The organism is Streptomyces sp. NPDC058525 (assembly GCF_042719495.1).
GTDB lineage: Bacteria > Actinomycetota > Actinomycetes > Streptomycetales > Streptomycetaceae > Streptomyces.
In genome coordinates this window covers 1-14,728 of record NZ_JBHXNP010000062.1, presented here as the reverse complement: position 1 = coordinate 14,728, position 14,728 = coordinate 1, and the positions used below count along the sequence as shown (strand labels likewise).

Annotated in this window: 15 protein-coding genes and 1 pseudogene; 7 read left to right on the top strand and 9 right to left on the bottom strand. The window is 72.0% G+C overall.

Annotated features, from left to right (window positions below):
- Window positions 1-46: 46 nt before the first annotated feature.
- The 4 genes from ACFWP3_RS26200 to ACFWP3_RS26185 all read right to left on the bottom strand — a co-directional run bounded on the left by ACFWP3_RS26200 (window position 47) and on the right by ACFWP3_RS26185 (window position 4,038).
- Window positions 47-838, bottom strand: coding sequence for a spermidine synthase (locus ACFWP3_RS26200; RefSeq protein ID WP_384225595.1), 792 nt, complete (start codon window positions 836-838; stop codon window positions 47-49).
- Window positions 839-905: 67 nt separating this feature from the next.
- Entirely contained in the window at window positions 906-1,751 is an 846-nt protein-coding gene (locus ACFWP3_RS26195) for a patatin-like phospholipase family protein (RefSeq protein ID WP_384225487.1), read from the bottom strand.
- A 97-nt stretch (window positions 1,752-1,848) separates the two neighbouring features.
- Complete coding sequence (gene tuf / locus ACFWP3_RS26190; protein WP_384225484.1) at window positions 1,849-3,030, bottom strand: elongation factor Tu; 1,182 nt, start codon at window positions 3,028-3,030, stop codon at window positions 1,849-1,851.
- A 291-nt stretch (window positions 3,031-3,321) separates the two neighbouring features.
- On the bottom strand, window positions 3,322-4,038 hold the full coding sequence (locus ACFWP3_RS26185) for a DNA alkylation repair protein (protein ID WP_384225482.1): 717 nt from the start codon (window positions 4,036-4,038) through the stop codon (window positions 3,322-3,324).
- Window positions 4,039-4,087: 49 nt separating this feature from the next.
- Between ACFWP3_RS26185 and ACFWP3_RS26180 the strand changes: the two genes are divergently transcribed.
- Both ACFWP3_RS26180 and ACFWP3_RS26175 read left to right on the top strand, forming a co-directional pair.
- Window positions 4,088-4,816: a TVP38/TMEM64 family protein gene (locus ACFWP3_RS26180; protein ID WP_384225479.1), complete on the top strand. Its 729-nt coding sequence runs from the start codon at window positions 4,088-4,090 to the stop codon at window positions 4,814-4,816.
- A 48-nt stretch (window positions 4,817-4,864) separates the two neighbouring features.
- On the top strand, window positions 4,865-5,743 hold the full coding sequence (locus ACFWP3_RS26175) for an undecaprenyl-diphosphate phosphatase (RefSeq protein ID WP_384225478.1): 879 nt from the start codon (window positions 4,865-4,867) through the stop codon (window positions 5,741-5,743).
- A gap of 311 nt (window positions 5,744-6,054) precedes the next feature.
- On the opposite strand, the gene ACFWP3_RS26170 is transcribed toward ACFWP3_RS26175, so the two are convergent.
- Entirely contained in the window at window positions 6,055-6,321 is a 267-nt protein-coding gene (locus ACFWP3_RS26170) for a hypothetical protein (protein WP_384225475.1), read from the bottom strand.
- Between the two features lie 200 nt (window positions 6,322-6,521).
- Between ACFWP3_RS26170 and ACFWP3_RS26165 the strand changes: the two are divergent.
- Window positions 6,522-6,812 (top strand): annotated as a pseudogene (locus ACFWP3_RS26165) (WD40 repeat domain-containing protein); the annotation flags it as partial.
- 138 nt (window positions 6,813-6,950) lie between these two features.
- Here ACFWP3_RS26165 and ACFWP3_RS26160 read toward each other — a convergent pair.
- From ACFWP3_RS26160 to ACFWP3_RS26145, 4 genes are all read right to left on the bottom strand, one after another.
- Window positions 6,951-8,594 carry an aldehyde dehydrogenase family protein gene (locus tag ACFWP3_RS26160; RefSeq protein ID WP_384225473.1) on the bottom strand — a complete coding sequence of 548 codons (1,644 nt, stop codon included), beginning with the start codon at window positions 8,592-8,594 and terminating at the stop codon, window positions 6,951-6,953.
- A 15-nt stretch (window positions 8,595-8,609) separates the two neighbouring features.
- Window positions 8,610-9,206: a GNAT family N-acetyltransferase gene (locus tag ACFWP3_RS26155; RefSeq protein ID WP_384225471.1), complete on the bottom strand. Its 597-nt coding sequence runs from the start codon at window positions 9,204-9,206 to the stop codon at window positions 8,610-8,612.
- Window positions 9,207-9,222: 16 nt separating this feature from the next.
- Window positions 9,223-10,446 (bottom strand): cytochrome P450, encoded by a 1,224-nt coding sequence (locus tag ACFWP3_RS26150; RefSeq protein WP_384225469.1) that lies wholly within the window; start codon window positions 10,444-10,446, stop codon window positions 9,223-9,225.
- A gap of 382 nt (window positions 10,447-10,828) precedes the next feature.
- Window positions 10,829-11,359, bottom strand: coding sequence for an EF-hand domain-containing protein (locus tag ACFWP3_RS26145; RefSeq protein ID WP_384225466.1), 531 nt, complete (start codon window positions 11,357-11,359; stop codon window positions 10,829-10,831).
- A 255-nt stretch (window positions 11,360-11,614) separates the two neighbouring features.
- On the opposite strand from ACFWP3_RS26145, the gene ACFWP3_RS26140 reads away from it, so the two are divergent.
- From ACFWP3_RS26140 to ACFWP3_RS26125, 4 genes are all read left to right on the top strand, one after another.
- Entirely contained in the window at window positions 11,615-12,478 is an 864-nt protein-coding gene (locus ACFWP3_RS26140) for an NAD(P)-dependent oxidoreductase (protein ID WP_384225464.1), read from the top strand.
- A gap of 109 nt (window positions 12,479-12,587) precedes the next feature.
- Window positions 12,588-13,829 carry an aspartate aminotransferase family protein gene (locus tag ACFWP3_RS26135; RefSeq protein WP_384225462.1) on the top strand — a complete coding sequence of 414 codons (1,242 nt, stop codon included), beginning with the start codon at window positions 12,588-12,590 and terminating at the stop codon, window positions 13,827-13,829.
- 12 nt (window positions 13,830-13,841) lie between these two features.
- Complete coding sequence (locus ACFWP3_RS26130) at window positions 13,842-14,366, top strand: type II toxin-antitoxin system RatA family toxin (protein WP_384225459.1); 525 nt, start codon at window positions 13,842-13,844, stop codon at window positions 14,364-14,366.
- A gap of 1 nt (window position 14,367) precedes the next feature.
- The gene (locus ACFWP3_RS26125; protein ID WP_384225457.1) at window positions 14,368-14,619 is read left to right on the top strand and encodes an acyl carrier protein; all 252 of its coding nucleotides are present in this window, start codon (window positions 14,368-14,370) and stop codon (window positions 14,617-14,619) included.
- The last annotated feature ends 109 nt before the right edge of the window (window positions 14,620-14,728 follow it).

Below are 14,728 nucleotides of genomic sequence, written 5' to 3'. Positions count from 1 at the left end.
GCGCCGTCGGGGCGCGGCCCGGGAAACGACGGCGGCAGCCGCCCCCTCACCCCAGGCTGAACGCGCCCTCCGGCGGAGCCGGGGACGGTGCCGCGTCGGCGTCGGCGACCGGCAGGGCCCCCCGCATGAACCGCGCCAGCGCATCCCCGTGCTCCACCCGGGCGGGAAACGCGTCTGCCGCGCACCGCCGGGCCAGCGCGCCCACCTCCAGCGGGGCGTCGGACGCCAGCAGCACGGCGTTGCCGAACCGGCGGCCCCGCAGCACCGCCGGCTCCGCGATCAGCACGAGCTCCGCGAACGAGGCGCCGAAATTGGCCAGCTGCGCCCGCAGGAAGCCGAACGGCGCCCCGTCGGCCAGGTTCGCCGCGTACACCCCGCCGGGCCGCAGCACCCGCGCCGCCTCCCGCGCGTACTCCACCGACGTCAGCTGGGCCGGCACCCGCGAACCGCCGAACACGTCGGCGACGATCACGTCCGCGCTCCCGGCGGGCGCCGCGGCCAGCCAGGCCCGGGCGTCAGCGGCGTGCACGGTGACACCCGACCCCGCCGTCAGCGGCAGGTGCTCGGCGACCAGCCCGACCAGACCCGCGTCGAACTCCACCACCGTCTGCCGCGACCCCGCCCGCGTGGCCGCGGCGTAGCGGGGCAGGGTCAGTGCGCCGCCGCCCAGGTGCAGCAGGTCCAGCGCGAGCCCCGGCTCCGCCGCGCAGTCCAGGACGTGCGCGAGGCGGCGTACGTACTCGAACTCCAGGTGCTCGGGATCGCCCAGGTCCACGTACGACTGCGGCGCCCCGTCGACGGTCAGCAGCCAGGCCCGTTCCCGGTCCACGTCCGGCATCAGCTTGGCGGTGCCCTGGTCCACGTCCCGGATGACCGGGATCTGTTCGTCGCTCACCGCACCATTGTCAGGCCGACCAGACGGCGGCAGCCCCGGCCGCGTGCTCGGCGGCCTGGGCCAGCCCGGCCCGTGCGGCCGGGTCGCGCCGGGCCGGGTCCAGGACGTTGCGCCCAAAGGCCTTGCGGGCCGCGGGGGACGGGGTGATCAGCAGCACCCGGGTGCCCGCCGCGCGCAGCTCCGCCGCCTGCGCGGCGGGCGAGGGGAAGAGCCCGGAGCCGAGCGAGATCGGGGCGATGACGACCACGCGCGCGTAGCCGGCCGCGAGGTCGGCGTTGGTGGCGGAGCGGATTCCGCCGTCGATGAACCGGCGTTCGCCGACCGTCACCGGGGGCCACACCCCGGGCACGGCGCAGCTCGCCGCGACCGCGTCGACCAGTCCGCCGCCGCTCTCCCGGTCGAAGGCCTTGAGTTCGCCGCTGAGCGCGTCGACCGCGGTGACGACGAGGCGCCGGTCGGGCCACTCGTGCGAGACCAGCCGGGCCGCCAGCACCTTGCGGCGCTCCGCTTCGGGGCCGGTGTCCGCGGCCAGGGCCATGGCGCCCACCCGCCGGCGGTAGGCGGTCGCGTCGCTGCGGGAGCGCGCCATCGCCAGCGCGTACCGGGCGATGACGCCCGCCCCGAGCTTCGCCGCGGCCTCCCCCGAGGCATCGCCGAGCTGGCGCTCGTACAGCTCCCGCGGGGTGAGCCCGGAGCCGAGCTGGGCGCCGACCACCGATCCCGCCGAGGTGCCGACGACGAGGTCGGCGGTCGTGAGGTCCACGCCCGCGCGGGCGAGCCCGTAGAGCATGCCGCACTCCCAGCCGATGCCGGTCAGTCCCCCGCCGCCGAGCACCAGTGCCGTGTCGCCGCCCATGTCCGCCCACCCCTCCGCTCACGCCTGTGGTGACGGCAGTCTCGCGCAAGCGGACTGCCGTCACCACGGCGGGGTCGCGACCGGCCGGGACCCCGGATCAGCCGAGCACGGCCGTCACCGTCCCCGCGCCGACGGTCCGCCCGCCCTCGCGGATCGCGAAGCCGAGCCCCGACTCCAGCGGGACGTCCCGCCCGAGCTCGACGGTCATGGTGACCGTCTCCCCCGGCCTGGCCGTGCCCGCCTCGCCCAGGTCCACGTCCCCGACCACGTCGGCGGTGCGGACGTAGAACTGCGGCCGGTACCCGGTGGCCACCGGGGTGCCGCGGCCGCCCTCGCGCGCGGAGAGCAGGTAGACCTGCGCGCTGAAGCGCCGCCGTGGCGTCACGCTGCCGGGCGCCGCCACCACGTCGCCGCGGCGCACCTGGTCGCGGTGCACCCCGCGCAGCAGCAGGGCGACGTTGTCGCCCGCCTCCGCGGACTCCATCGGCTTGCCGAAGGTCTCCAGCCCGGTGACCACGACGGGGTCGCCGGCGCCGTCCCCGCCCAGCAGGCTGACGCGGTCGCCGAGGCGGATGGTGCCGCGCTCGACGGCGCCGGTCACGACGGTGCCGCGGCCGGTGATGGTGAGCACGTTCTCCACCGGCAGCAGGAACGGCGCGTCCGTGTACCGCTGGGGCGTCGGCACGTACGTGTCCACCGCGTCCAGCAGCGCCTGGATCGCCCCGGTCCACCGCGGGTCGCCCTCGAGCGCCCGGAGTCCGGAGACCCGTACGACGGGCGCGCCGTCGCCGCCGTAGCCGTGCGAGCTGAGCAGCTCGCGGACCTCCAGCTCGACCAGGTCGGTCAGCTCGGGGTCCCCGGCGTCGGCCTTGTTCAGCGCCACCACGATGTGGTCGACGCCGACCTGCCGGGCGAGGAGCACGTGCTCGGCGGTCTGGGGCATGACCCCGTCGAGCGCGGAGACCACGAGGATCGCCCCGTCGAGCTGGGCGGCGCCGGTGACCATGTTCTTGATGTAGTCGGCGTGGCCCGGCATGTCCACGTGGGCGTAGTGGCGGGTGTCCGTCTCGTACTCGACGTGCGTGAGGTTGATGGTGATCCCGCGGCGGGCCTCCTCGGGGGCCCGGTCGATGCGGTCGAAGGGCACGAAGGAGGCGCCCCCGCGCTCGGCGAGGACCTTGGTGATGGCGGCGGTCAGGGTGGTCTTGCCGTGGTCGACGTGACCCATGGTGCCGATGTTGAGGTGCGGCTTGGTCCGCACGAAGGCCGTCTTGGCCATGATGTCTTCCCGTATCTTCGAAGCCGGAACGGGACCCCTGGATCGAGCCGACCCTCCCCCTGTGGGGTCCGCCGGACGATCCGGGAAGGGTCAGCTTCGTGCGCCGTCGAATGCGGCGAAGGGGAATGCCTCTGCGAACGCCCCTGCGGGCACGGCAGCCTTCGGCGCGTCCGCGACTGCGGACGGTGCGACGGGGAAGGCGTACCGGGACATGCCCCTGATCCTGCCGGACGGCCCCCGGCCCGTCGAATGAATTACCGCCGGGGCGGCCGGGCGTGAACGTCCGTGCGCTCAGAGGTTCTTGAGCGCCTCGCGCACGGACAGCGGGGACAGCGAGCCCCGTTCGGCCTCGACGAAGGCCCGCACCGCGTCCGGGTCCGTCTTCGCGTACTCCCGCAGGCACCAGCCGATGGCCTTGCGGACGAAGAAGTCCGGGTGGCCCGCCTGCGCGCGGCAGTAGCCGAAGAGGCGGCCGGTGTCGGTGGCGGACTTGTAGCGGAGCTGGTGGAGCAGGGCGGTGCGGGCGAGCCAGAGGTCCTCGTCGCCGATCCACTCGTCCATCACCGCCGCCAGCGCGGGGTCGGCGGCCACCAGCGGGCCGACCGTGTGCGCGGCCAGCAGGTCGACCGTGTCCCACCACGGGACGGTGGTGACCAGGTGCCGGGCCACCGGCAGCAGGCCGGAGGAGCAGCGCGGGACGTGCCGGCGCAGGTAGTCCACCGCGAAGTAGTGGTACTCACGCTCCGGGAGCTCCCAGCAGCGCAGCGCGAGCGCCGCGCAGTCCGCCTCGGACGGGCGGGGCGTGTCCTTGGTCACCGTCTTCGACAGCTCGCGGCGCAGCGGGGTGGGGATGCCGAGGAAGGGCGCGGTGTCCTTCATGTAGGCGCGCATGGCCCGTGCCTGCCCGGGGTCGGCGGCCGCCGCGTACGTCCCGGTCAGCCGCTCCAGGAGGGTGTCCGCGAGGGCGCTGCGCGGCACGCTCGGAGGTCGCCGGTCGTTCGACAGCATGAGGCCCAGATTACGGCGCGCTGCCGCATACGTCGGCTAGTCTCCCGGGATGTCCCTCCTCCTCGCGCCGTGGACCCGGCTGTCGCTGCTCGTCGTGCTGCTGCTGGCGGCGGGCGTGTGCGTGCTGCTGTACGAGCCCCAGCGCGTGCTGTCGGAAGGCTGGCCGCCGGGTCTGCCGGTGGGCACGGCCGTGGTGCTGTTCGCCGCCGGGTACGGGGTGTGCGCGGCGGCCTTCGTGCCCCGCCCCCTGCTCAACCTGGCCGCGGGAGCCGTCTTCGGCACCCAGTTCGGTCTGCTCGCGGCGGTCGGCGGGACCGTGCTCGGGGCCTCGATCGCCTTCGGCCTGGGCCGTGTCATGGGCCAGGAGGCGCTGCGCCCGTACCTGCGCGGACGGTGGCTCCAGGCGGCCGACGGCCAGCTCAGCCGGCACGGGTTCCGTTCGATGCTCGCGGTGCGGCTGTTCCCCGGGGTGCCCTTCGTGGTGGCCAACTACTGCGCGGCGGTGTCCCGCTGCGGATGGCTGCCGTTCCTGGGTGCCACGGCGCTGGGGGTCGTCCCGAACACCACCGCGTACGTGATCGCGGGGGCCAGCGCCTCCTCCCCCGGATCGCCCGCTTTCCTCGTCTCCTTCGGCTTCATCGTGGTCTCCGTCGTGGGCGCCGGAGCGGTCGCGTGGCGCAAGCGGCACCGTCTGGCACCGGCCCGGATCCCCGCGGCGGCGTGCGAACTGGCGCCCCAGCACCCCCCTGTGGTCACCGGCGCCTCGCACGGGCCCTAGCATCGGACCCGAACTGCCCGACGATCACAAGGACGAGCGCACCCCGACATGAGCTGGTTCGAATCCCTAATCCTCGGTCTCGTCCAGGGGCTTACGGAGTTCCTCCCGATCTCCTCCAGCGCGCACCTGCGGCTGACCGCGGCTTTCGCCGGCTGGCACGATCCGGGAGCGGCCTTCACCGCCATCACGCAGATCGGCACCGAAGCCGCCGTACTGATCTACTTCCGCAAGGACATCGCGCGGATCATCTCCACCTGGACCCGCTCGCTGTACACGAAGGCGCTGCGCTCCGAGCAGGACGCCAAGATGGGCTGGCTGGTCATCGTCGGCTCGATTCCGATCGGTGTCCTCGGCATCACGTTGAAGGACCACATCGAGGGTCCGTTCCGCGACCTGCGCCTGATCGCCACCACGCTCATCGTGATGGGCATCGTGCTGGGCATCGCCGACCGGCTGGCGGCCCGGGACGAGGAGGGCGGCCGGCACCGCGCCATCCGCGAGCGCAAGACGCTGCGCGAACTGGGCGTCAAGGACGGCCTGATCTTCGGCCTGTGCCAGGCGATGGCGCTGGTCCCGGGCGTCTCCCGGTCCGGTGCGACGATCTCCGGCGGTCTGCTGCTGGGCTTCACGCGCGAGGCCGCGGCCCGCTACTCCTTCCTCCTCGCGATCCCGGCCGTGCTGGCCTCGGGGGCGTTCGAGCTGAAGGAGGTGGCGGAGAACCCGGGGCACATCTCCTGGGGTCCGACGATCTTCGCGACGGTCGTCGCATTCTTCGTCGGCTACGCGGTCATCGCATGGTTCATGAAGTTCATCACCACGAAGAGCTTCATGCCGTTCGTGATCTACCGGATCCTGCTCGGCATCCTGCTGTTCGTGCTGGTGGGAGCAGGTGTCCTGAGCCCGCATGCGGGCGAATCCGGCGGCTGAACCAGGGCCGCACAGGTAGCGCTATCCAGCATTTCCTAGCGCCTGATTGCAGCACCACGTCATGATCATCTCCCACTTGTCTCCCACCCAGGAGACCGGGAGACGATCAGCCAGAAGTGCGCACCTGCGAAGTCGGGAGCAGAAAGGAGGGCCCGCACAGCAGCAGCTGTGCGGGCTCTCCTGCGTGGCGGCCGGCCCGGGTCAGTCGAGGCTGAGGCGCGCCAGCAGGCCCTGGACACGGCCGGCGAGCGCCTTCTCCGGGTCCGGGCTGATGGTGGCAAGTGCCACTGCGGCCGTCACGATGACGTCGCTCAGCTCCTTCTCGACGAGCCGCCGGCGCGGGCGGTGAGGAAGTCGAGGGTGTAGCGGCCGAGGCTGCCGTAGCGGTCAGGCCCATGAGCTTGCCGGAGCTGGTCCGGTTGCCGAGTCCGAGGTGTTCGGCGACGGTCGAGGAGTTCGGCGATCAGCTCGGCGTCCGTGCAGATGTCGCTCGGCGTAGGCCAGGCCGGGTTGAAGGCGATCTCGTCAACGTCGGCCAGGGTGATGCCGGCCTCGGACAGGCAGTAGGCCGCGGCCACCGCGCAGGAGCGGGCCAGGAGCCCTTTGCGGCCGGCTCCAAGATCGCCACCACTCCACGCGATGCGTCAACTGGATCGCCTTCAGCTCCTACGGAAGAGCACTGGCCGTCGCCGCCGGACGGAGCATCCAGCTGTGGGACGTCACCGCACCGGCCACGCCCAAGCCGCTCCAGACCCCGGAGTGGAACTTCCGGGGCGTCGTGTTCACTCGGGACGGGCGCACCTTGGCAGCCGGCAACAACGACGGCACCGTCCGCCTGTGGGACGTCTCCGATCCGGCCGGGCCCCTCGTATCCGTCTCATTCGGCCCGGACGGCCGTACCCTTGCCGCCACCGGCCGCGACGGCACGATCAGACTGTGGGACCTCACCGGCGGCACCCGCCCCACGCCGATGGGCCCGCCGCTGACCGGCCACACGGACACCGTCTACACCCTGGCCTTCGGCCCGGACGGGCGCACACTGGCCAGCGGAGCTTTCGACGCGACCGTCCGGCTGTGGGACGTAGGGGAGCGGGGCGTCGCGCGGGCGCACGGACTGCCGGTGACCGGCATCCTCGACTACGTCAGCGCGGCCGGCCCGATCCGGCCGGTCGTGCCGCACACCCGCACTGCCCCGCCCACAGCGCGGTCAGTCCGCGGAAAACCTGGAGGCATAGGCCCCGAGGACCACCTCGCGGGGGCGGACACCGGTGGCGATGGACACGCCCTGGAGCCGGGAGCAGCGCAGCATCGGGTAGTTGGCCTCGCCGAACACGCCCCCGGTGTATCCGGTGCCGCCGTGGGAGGGCAGCCACGGCAGCAGCGAGACGTGGGAGTCGTTGACCTTCAGCAGCCCGCCGTTGAAGGTGCGCGCGACGAAGTACTCGATGACGGCGGGGTCGGTGGCCCACAGGGAGTTCCGCAGGCCGTAGGGGTTGCTCGCGACGTAGGCGATCGCCTCCCGGAGCAGGGACGCGTCGTCCGCCGGCTCGGGCACGACGACGGGCAGCAGGGGGAAGAACGTCTCCTCGCGCACCGCCTCGACGTCCCGGGCGCCGGCACACCCGTCGATCCGCAGGACGGTGGGTTCCAGGAACATGCCCGTGTCGGACGGCAGGCCGTCGACCTCCAGGCGGCGCCCGCCGAACTCGACGCGGGCGCCCTTGGCCACGGCGTCGCGCAGGTATGCGAAGAAGCGTTCGCCGCGCAGCACCGGCGTGAGGAGGACGTCGCGGCGGTCGGGGGGCCCGGGCCGGATATCGGCGGCCTGCTTGCGCAGGTGCGCGATGAGTTCGGCGGCGATCGCCGGGTGGGCGACGACCTGGTTCGGAACCATGCAGATCTGGCCCGATCCGAAGAAGCACTCGGACAGTGCCTGGGCCGCCGACTCGATGTCCGCGTCCCGCCACACCACGACGCAGTCGTTGCCCGCCAGCTCCAGAACGGGCTTCTTGCCGTGGGCGACGCACTCGCGTTCCAGTTCCAGCCCGCGTTCGACTCCACCGGTGTAGAAGATGTCCGCGACGTGCGGGCTCTCCAGCCAGGACCGCAGAGTGGGGCCGGGCCGGGCGCAGTACGCGTTCAGTGTTCCGGCAGGCGCACCCAGCTCCTCCAGTACCGGAACCACGAACTCGCGCAGGGCGTGCATGACGCCCAGCGGCGCGCTGCGCGGTGCCCGTACGACCACGGTGTTGCCGGCCATGAGGGCGGACACGGCGAACATCGTGCTCGCCGCCGGCGTGTTCTGCGGTGGATTGACGCACACCACTCCGTCCGGGTTGCGCCTCAGGGTCATGCTCCGTCCCCGCAGCCGGGCCTGCTGGTGCATCTGCGCCGCACACCAGTCCAGGGACTCGGCGGCATAGACGTCCAGCAGCCCGCAGACCTGCCACTCGGCGAGGGCGCGGGGCTGGCCTTCGGACACCAGCACATCGATGAACGCGGCGCGGCCGCGGCGAATCCGCTCACGGATACCGGCGCCCAGACGCATGCGCGTCTCCAGCGGTACGGCCGACCATGCCGGAAACGCCCTGGCAGCGGCCTCGGTGGCGGCCTGTACGACACTCTCGCTCGCGACCGCACAGCGGCCCACGACGAAGTCCGCCGCCTGAGCGGGGTCGGCTCGGCCCTGTTCCAGGTGGCGTTTGAGCGTGAGGCTGCGAAAGACGTCCTCCAGGATCGAGGTGGCCGTCACCGTGTACACATGCCGGTCGGCGCCGATGTCGCGACCGCCGGCATACGACGGGTAGGTCGGCACGGGGCAGGAGTGCGGATCGCTCGGTTCGTACGGCACAGTGGCCTCCACAGGTCAGCCGGCGCGGCCGGAGGACGGATCCCACCAGGCCGGGAAGAGAGCCGGGCCATCGGGCAGACGCAGTTCGGGGCCCCGGCGGGTGAAGCCGAGCCGCCGGTAGAGCCGCAGACTGGCGCGGCTGGTGGCCTCCAAGTAGACGGGGGCCCCGGCGGTGTCCGCCAGCGCGGACGCGACCAGTGCGCTGCCGATGCCCCGCCCCTGGTGGCCGCGGCGCGCTGCCACCAGCGGAATGTAGAAGTGGGCCGGTCTGCCCGGGTGATGGGCTGCCAGCAGACGCGCGCAGGTCAGCAGGCGGTCCGCGAACTCCTCGGCCAGGTCTGCCAAGGGCTGCGCCGACGCCGCGCCGCCGGACCCGTGCACGCCGTCACGGGCAGGACCGTTGACGAGGAGCAGGGCCCCGAGGCCGTCTCCGGCCAGGTACACGCGCCCATCGGCCGCCGCCTCCCGGGTGAAGGCGCGGAAGACGGAGGGCAGGAGTTCCCGGCGCCGGACGGCATCGGGGATCATCCACCGGCACACCGGGTCGTCGAAGAACGCGTCGCACAGCACGCCCACCACGTCGTCCTCGTCCGCCGTGCCGGCGTGACGCACCGGACCGCTCCGGGGGTCATCCACCGGACGCCCTGGGCTGGAAGCTCACCATCAACGACTCGGGTCCGCACACACCGATCGGGTTGCGCCACACCACCGGTGCGGTCGGCCGGGGCGGCTGGAGGCGGCTCGGCAGCACGGTCAGGATCTCGGTGATCTCCGTCCTCACCGTGGCAGCCCCCAGGCAGTAGTGCGGGCCGGCACCGAACGACAGCAGGGGTGGACGCCGCAGGGTGATGTCGAAGACGTCGGGGCTGTCGAAGACGCGCGGGTCGCGCTGGGCAGCGTGCACGCACAGCATGACGAAGGACTCGGCCGGTACCCGCAGGCCGTCGAACTCGACGTCCTCCAGGGCGAACCGGAAGATCGCCGGTGCTGCCGGGCACCAGCGGAGCACCTCGTCGGTGGCCTGCTCGGTGAGCTCGGGCCGCTCGGCGAGCAGCTCCCACTGGTCGGGGTGCTCGGTGAAGGTGAACAGCATCTGTCCGAGCTGATTGCGAGTGGTGTCGTGGGCGGCGAAGAAGAGGCCGACGATGAGGTCGCGCAGTTCCGTACGGTCCATGCCCTCGCCGCCGTACCCGTTCATCAGCAACGAGATCAAGTCGTCACCCGGCCCTGCGGTGCCTTGGCGGGAGATGAGGTGATCGGCGTAGGCGCGCAGGCCGGCCAGCGAACGCTCGACGCGTTCCAGCGCGTCCGGTCGGTGCCCGACGCTGTACACCAGCCCGATGTCGGTACTCCACCGGGGCTCGTAGTCGTCCAGGGGCACGCCGAGGATGGCCGACATCACCGAGACCGCCATCGGGTCGGCGAAGGTCTCCCCGAACTCGCAGGGGCCGGCTCCGGCCAGTCGGTCGGCCAGCCGCTCGGCGGTACTCCGCATGGTCAACCGCCACCGCTGGAGTGCTTGGGGAGCGAACGCCTGGAGAACCAGGGCCCGCTGGCGCCGGTGGTCCTCACCGCGCAAGTGCAGCAGCAGGGTGTCGAACCAGTCGTGAACCGTGCCGTGCGTGATCCCGTTGAGTCTCAGGAAGCGCCGACCGCTCTGAGCCAGGCGCCGGTCCCGGAGCAAGTGCTGCACCTGCGCGTGACGCAGCACCATGACGCCGTAGGGGGTGCCGGCGTACCAGTGCGCTTCGCGCGCGGCCGCGACTTCGGGAGCGGTGAACATGAATCCGGGATCGGCGACGTCCAGGTATGCCGCCCGGTCGTCCAGCACTGTGGTCGTGGTCTCGGTCACGTGTGCCACCCTGCGCCCGTATCGCGGACGCTGCATCGGGAGAATGACCGATCCGTCACGGTGTCGGCGATTCGCGGTCGTGTCGCGGGGGAAGCCGGGCCGTTTCTCACCGATCACCTGATCGTTGGTTGATGTGTGTCGTCGACTGAGGCCCGACGCGAAGCGGGCTTCGCGATCGGCCGCGCCCGGGAGCACGCCGCCGGGGCCCGTCGAAGGGGCCCCGGCCGGCGAGCCGCGCGGTCATGCCCTCGGCCGGTCCCGCGCCGGACCGACCGTGAAGATCCACCTCGTCGCCGAGCCAGGCCGGTGACGCCCCCGACTCACGCAGGTCATGGCCGCGATCCGGGCATCCGGTGCGCGAGGTGGCCCCTCAGAAGTCGGCCTAGATGCGGCCGAGGGCCATGCTGATCGGAGTGTCCGCGTTGGTGTCGGTGTAGTAGGCGTGCCAGGCGTCGCGGTACTCCTGGCGGGAGACCTGGCCGTCACCGTCCCGGTCCAGCGCCTTGACGGCCTTGTCCATCTCCGCCGACGGAACCCCGTACGCGGCCAGCATGTGCTTCAGCTCCTGCTGGGACAGCACGTCGTCACCGTCGGTGTCGGCAGCCTTGAACTCGGCGTCGCTGGCCTGGTCGAGCACCTTGACGAAGTCCCGCGTGGCGAACACCGCCGCGTACTCCTGCACCGTCACGCGCCCGTCACGGTCGGTGTCCGCCTGCCGCTGGAGCTCCTCCCAGACCTTGGCGTAGGAGTCCGCCACGCCGCGGCCCTGGGCGGAGCCCGCCTGGACGCCGAGCGCGTCGGTCAGACGCTTGGCCATCATGTCGAAGTCGTCTCGGGTGATAGCGCCGTCCTGGTCGATGTCGAAGTTCCTGAAGATCTTCTTGGCCTTGTTCTCGATGGCCGTCGCAACCATGGTCCTGTTCCTCTCGTTGTGCGGGCGTGAGGGTGGCGGAGCGTCTCGCCCGCCCGGGGGTATTCCCCTGAAGCAGGGGAAACGCAGGGGGATGCAGCAGTCAACCGATGGTTACGCCAGTCGTACCAACCGCTGCCCGGCTGTCACCCGTTCCGCCCAGTAATCGCCGTCGCCTCGACGCAGGGCGGCGGTCCGGCTGCCCCGGACGGCGGTCCCGGGTCCTCGGTCCGGGCCCTGGCGGAGAAGGGACGGAAGATGTCGGACGTGTCGGTACTGGGCAGCGGCAGTATGGGCGGCGCCCTCGCGCGCGTCCTGGCCGCGGCGGGGCTCGACGTCGCGGTGTGGAACCGCACGGCGCACCGGGCACGCGCCGTCGACGGGGACGGGCTGCTCGCGGTGGAGCGGATCGCCGACGCCGTGCGCTGCGCGCCCGTCGTCCTGGTGTGCCTCACCGACTACGCCGCCACCCGCCAGGTGCTGGCGCCGGTCACCGGTGGGACGCGGGACCGGATCGTCGTACAGATGTCGACGGGTACCCCGGCCGATGCCCGTGAGATGGAAGCGTGGCTGCGTCCGCGAGGGTGCCGCTACCTCGACGCGGCGATCATGGCGTTTCCACGGCATCTGGGTACCGACCACGCCCGGGTGCTCTACAGCGGCCCCGGGGAGGACCTGGCGGCTGTCGGCCACGTGGCACGTGCGCTGGGCGGTACGGCCTCGTACCTCGGTGACGACATCGCCTTGGCCAATGCGCACGACGGGGCGCTGCTGACCTTCTTGTACGCGGCGACCTGCGGCTTCCTCGAAGGGGCTGCCATCGCGTCCGAGGCCGGGATTCCCCTGGACGGGTATGCCGACGGCGCCGTCCAGCTGCTCCCGGCGCTGGAACACCTCGTCCGCAGGTCCGTACCGCTGATCGCGGCGGGGCGGTACGACGACGACGAAGCATCGCTCGCGGTGCACTCGGGGGCGCTGCGCCATCTGGTGGCGGCAGGCCGGGAAGCGGGCGTGTCCGACCCCGTCGCGGCGGTGCTGGCGGAGCGGGTGGGGCGGCGGATGGCGGTGGGCACGGCGAGCGAGCACATCGCCGCCGTCTTCGAGGAGCTGCGCGGGCCCTGACGGCGGTCGCACCACTTTGGGTGGTGCATCGGTGGAACTCCCGATGCCCGGGCAGTGGAACGCCGCGATGGTGGGTCGTGCTGCACGAAGCCGCACGAAAGGGGCACCGATGACCTCGGTCAGTCTGGCCGGCACATCGATCGCCGACCGCCACCGAGCCTGTCTGAGCAAGGGGCGGGCCTCGCTGGGACAGATGTTCGGCGCGGACGTCGAGGTCGCCACCGACGGGGCCTGGATCACCACGGACACGGGGCACCGCATCCTCAACTGCGGGGGCTACGGGGTGTTCCTGCTCGGGGCCCGGCACCCCGTCGTGGTCGACGCGGTGGCCCGGCAGCTCGCCTCCCACCCGATGGCCACCCGGCTGCTGCTGGAGCCGCAGGTCGTCCGAGCCGCGGAAGCACTGGTGTCCGTGACCCCCGCAGGGCTGGAGAAGGTGCACTTCGCGGGTTCCGGCGCCGAGGCGGTGGAAGCCGCCATCAAGATGGCCCGCACGTGCGGCAAGCACTGGCTGGTGTCGATGCGCGGCGGCTATCACGGCAAGACGATGGGCGCGCTCAGCGTCACCGGGAACGACGTGTACCGCGACCCGTTCCGCCCGCTGCTGCCGCAGGTGTCACAGGTCCCCTACGGCGATGTCGGCGCACTGGCCGCGCAGTTGGCCGCCCACCGGGACGAGGCGTGCGTCGTGGTGGAACCTGTCCAGGGCGAGGCAGGTGTGATCATCCCGCCGCCCGGCTACCTGCGAGACGTGGCACAGCTGTGCCGCGAACACGGGGCGTTCCTCGTCCTGGACGAGATCCAGACGGGCATGGGCCGCCTGGGCGCCTGGTGGGGCGCCGACCTCGCCGGCATCACCCCCGACGCGCTGCTCGTCGGCAAGGGCCTCAGCGGGGGCATCGTGCCCGTCTCGGCCGTGGTGGCGACCCGTGAGGCGTACCAGGCGTTCGACCGGGATCCCTTCCTGCACACCTCGACCTTCTCCGGTAACCCGCTGGCGATGGCCGCCGTACAGGGCGCCATCCGTGCGACCGAGGAGGACGGCATCGTGGAGCGGGCCCGGGTACTCGGTGCCCGACTGCGTGCCGACCTGGACCGGATCGCCCGGCGGGTACTGGGCGAACAGGTGGTGCAGGTGCGCGGCGTCGGCCTGCTCATCGGTATCGAGTTGCACCGCCCCGGGCTCGTCGGCGACCTGTTGGTCGAGCTCATGGGGGCCGGGGTGCTCGCCAATCACTCGATGAACGCGTCCGGAGTCCTGCGGCTGACCCCGCCCGCGGTACTCGACGAACACGAAGTCGAGTTCTTGTACGAGGCGTTCGAGCGTGCGGCCCGCGCCGCACTGGTGTGAGGAGCGCCGAAGATGAGATCCATCCACTTCCACCTGGCGCTGCCCGCCGGTGACGGCCCCGCGGCCTTCGACGCCGTCGTGGACTTCACGCGCTACCCGTCGCTCTCACCGGACGTGCGTTCGGTGGTGACCCGTGAGATCACCGCGCCCGGTGATCTGCGCAGCGACTGGGTGATGAACTTCCGCCGCGGCATCATGAGCTGGACCGAGCGGGAACGGCTCGACCGCGACCGGCTGCGCGTCGAGTTCGCCCAGGTGGACGGCGACTTCGAGGACTTCCGCGGCAGCTGGCAGTTCATGCCCGGCACCGGCGGTGTCGAGGTGGTGCTCGACGTCACCTACGACTTCGGGGTCGAGAGCCTCGTCGGGATCATGGACCCGATCGCGGAGCGTGTGATCAAACGCTCGACGCTGCGCGTGCTCACCGGACTCTTCGGAGAGGTCGAGGTCCTGGCCGGAGCGGAGGCCCTCGTCGACTTCCCGGCCATCGACCCCGGACCTTCCGTCCCCCTTTCCTCCCCATCGATCAGGAGCTGACATGACCGCAGACATGACCGCAGTACCGAGCACGCTCTCCCACATCCTTTCGTCCAGGTTCGGTGTGCCCGAGGAAGAGATCACTCCCGATGCGACCCTGCGGGCCCTCGACCTGGACTCCCTGGCCCTCGCCGAGCTGTCGCTGGTGCTGCGCGACGATTTGGGTGTGCCGTGCACCGACGACGAGATGCGCCCGCAGGACACCATCGGACAGCTGGTGGAGCTGTTGCGCAGCAGGGGGCTCGGCGCGTGAGAGGAGCTCCTGCGGAGCCCTTCCGTGCGGCGGTGACCGGTCTGGGGCTGGTCACTCCTGCCGGTGTGGGGGTGGACGAGAACTGGAAGCGGGTCCTGAGCGCTGTGCC

Coding starts and splice junctions, on each gene's coding strand:
- ACFWP3_RS26180 (WP_384225479.1), top strand. CDS start 4,088: ATGTCCCTCCTCCTCGCGCCGTGGACCCGGCTGTCGCTGCTCGTCGTG.
- ACFWP3_RS26125 (WP_384225457.1), top strand. CDS start 14,368: ATGACCGCAGACATGACCGCAGTACCGAGCACGCTCTCCCACATCCTT.
- ACFWP3_RS26185 (WP_384225482.1), bottom strand. CDS start 4,038: ATGCTGTCGAACGACCGGCGACCTCCGAGCGTGCCGCGCAGCGCCCTC.
- ACFWP3_RS26195 (WP_384225487.1), bottom strand. CDS start 1,751: ATGGGCGGCGACACGGCACTGGTGCTCGGCGGCGGGGGACTGACCGGC.
- ACFWP3_RS26145 (WP_384225466.1), bottom strand. CDS start 11,359: ATGGTTGCGACGGCCATCGAGAACAAGGCCAAGAAGATCTTCAGGAAC.
- tuf (WP_384225484.1), bottom strand. CDS start 3,030: ATGGCCAAGACGGCCTTCGTGCGGACCAAGCCGCACCTCAACATCGGC.
- ACFWP3_RS26130 (WP_384225459.1), top strand. CDS start 13,842: ATGAGATCCATCCACTTCCACCTGGCGCTGCCCGCCGGTGACGGCCCC.
- ACFWP3_RS26200 (WP_384225595.1), bottom strand. CDS start 838: ATGCCGGACGTGGACCGGGAACGGGCCTGGCTGCTGACCGTCGACGGG.
- ACFWP3_RS26135 (WP_384225462.1), top strand. CDS start 12,588: ATGACCTCGGTCAGTCTGGCCGGCACATCGATCGCCGACCGCCACCGA.
- ACFWP3_RS26175 (WP_384225478.1), top strand. CDS start 4,865: ATGAGCTGGTTCGAATCCCTAATCCTCGGTCTCGTCCAGGGGCTTACG.
- ACFWP3_RS26140 (WP_384225464.1), top strand. CDS start 11,615: ATGTCGGACGTGTCGGTACTGGGCAGCGGCAGTATGGGCGGCGCCCTC.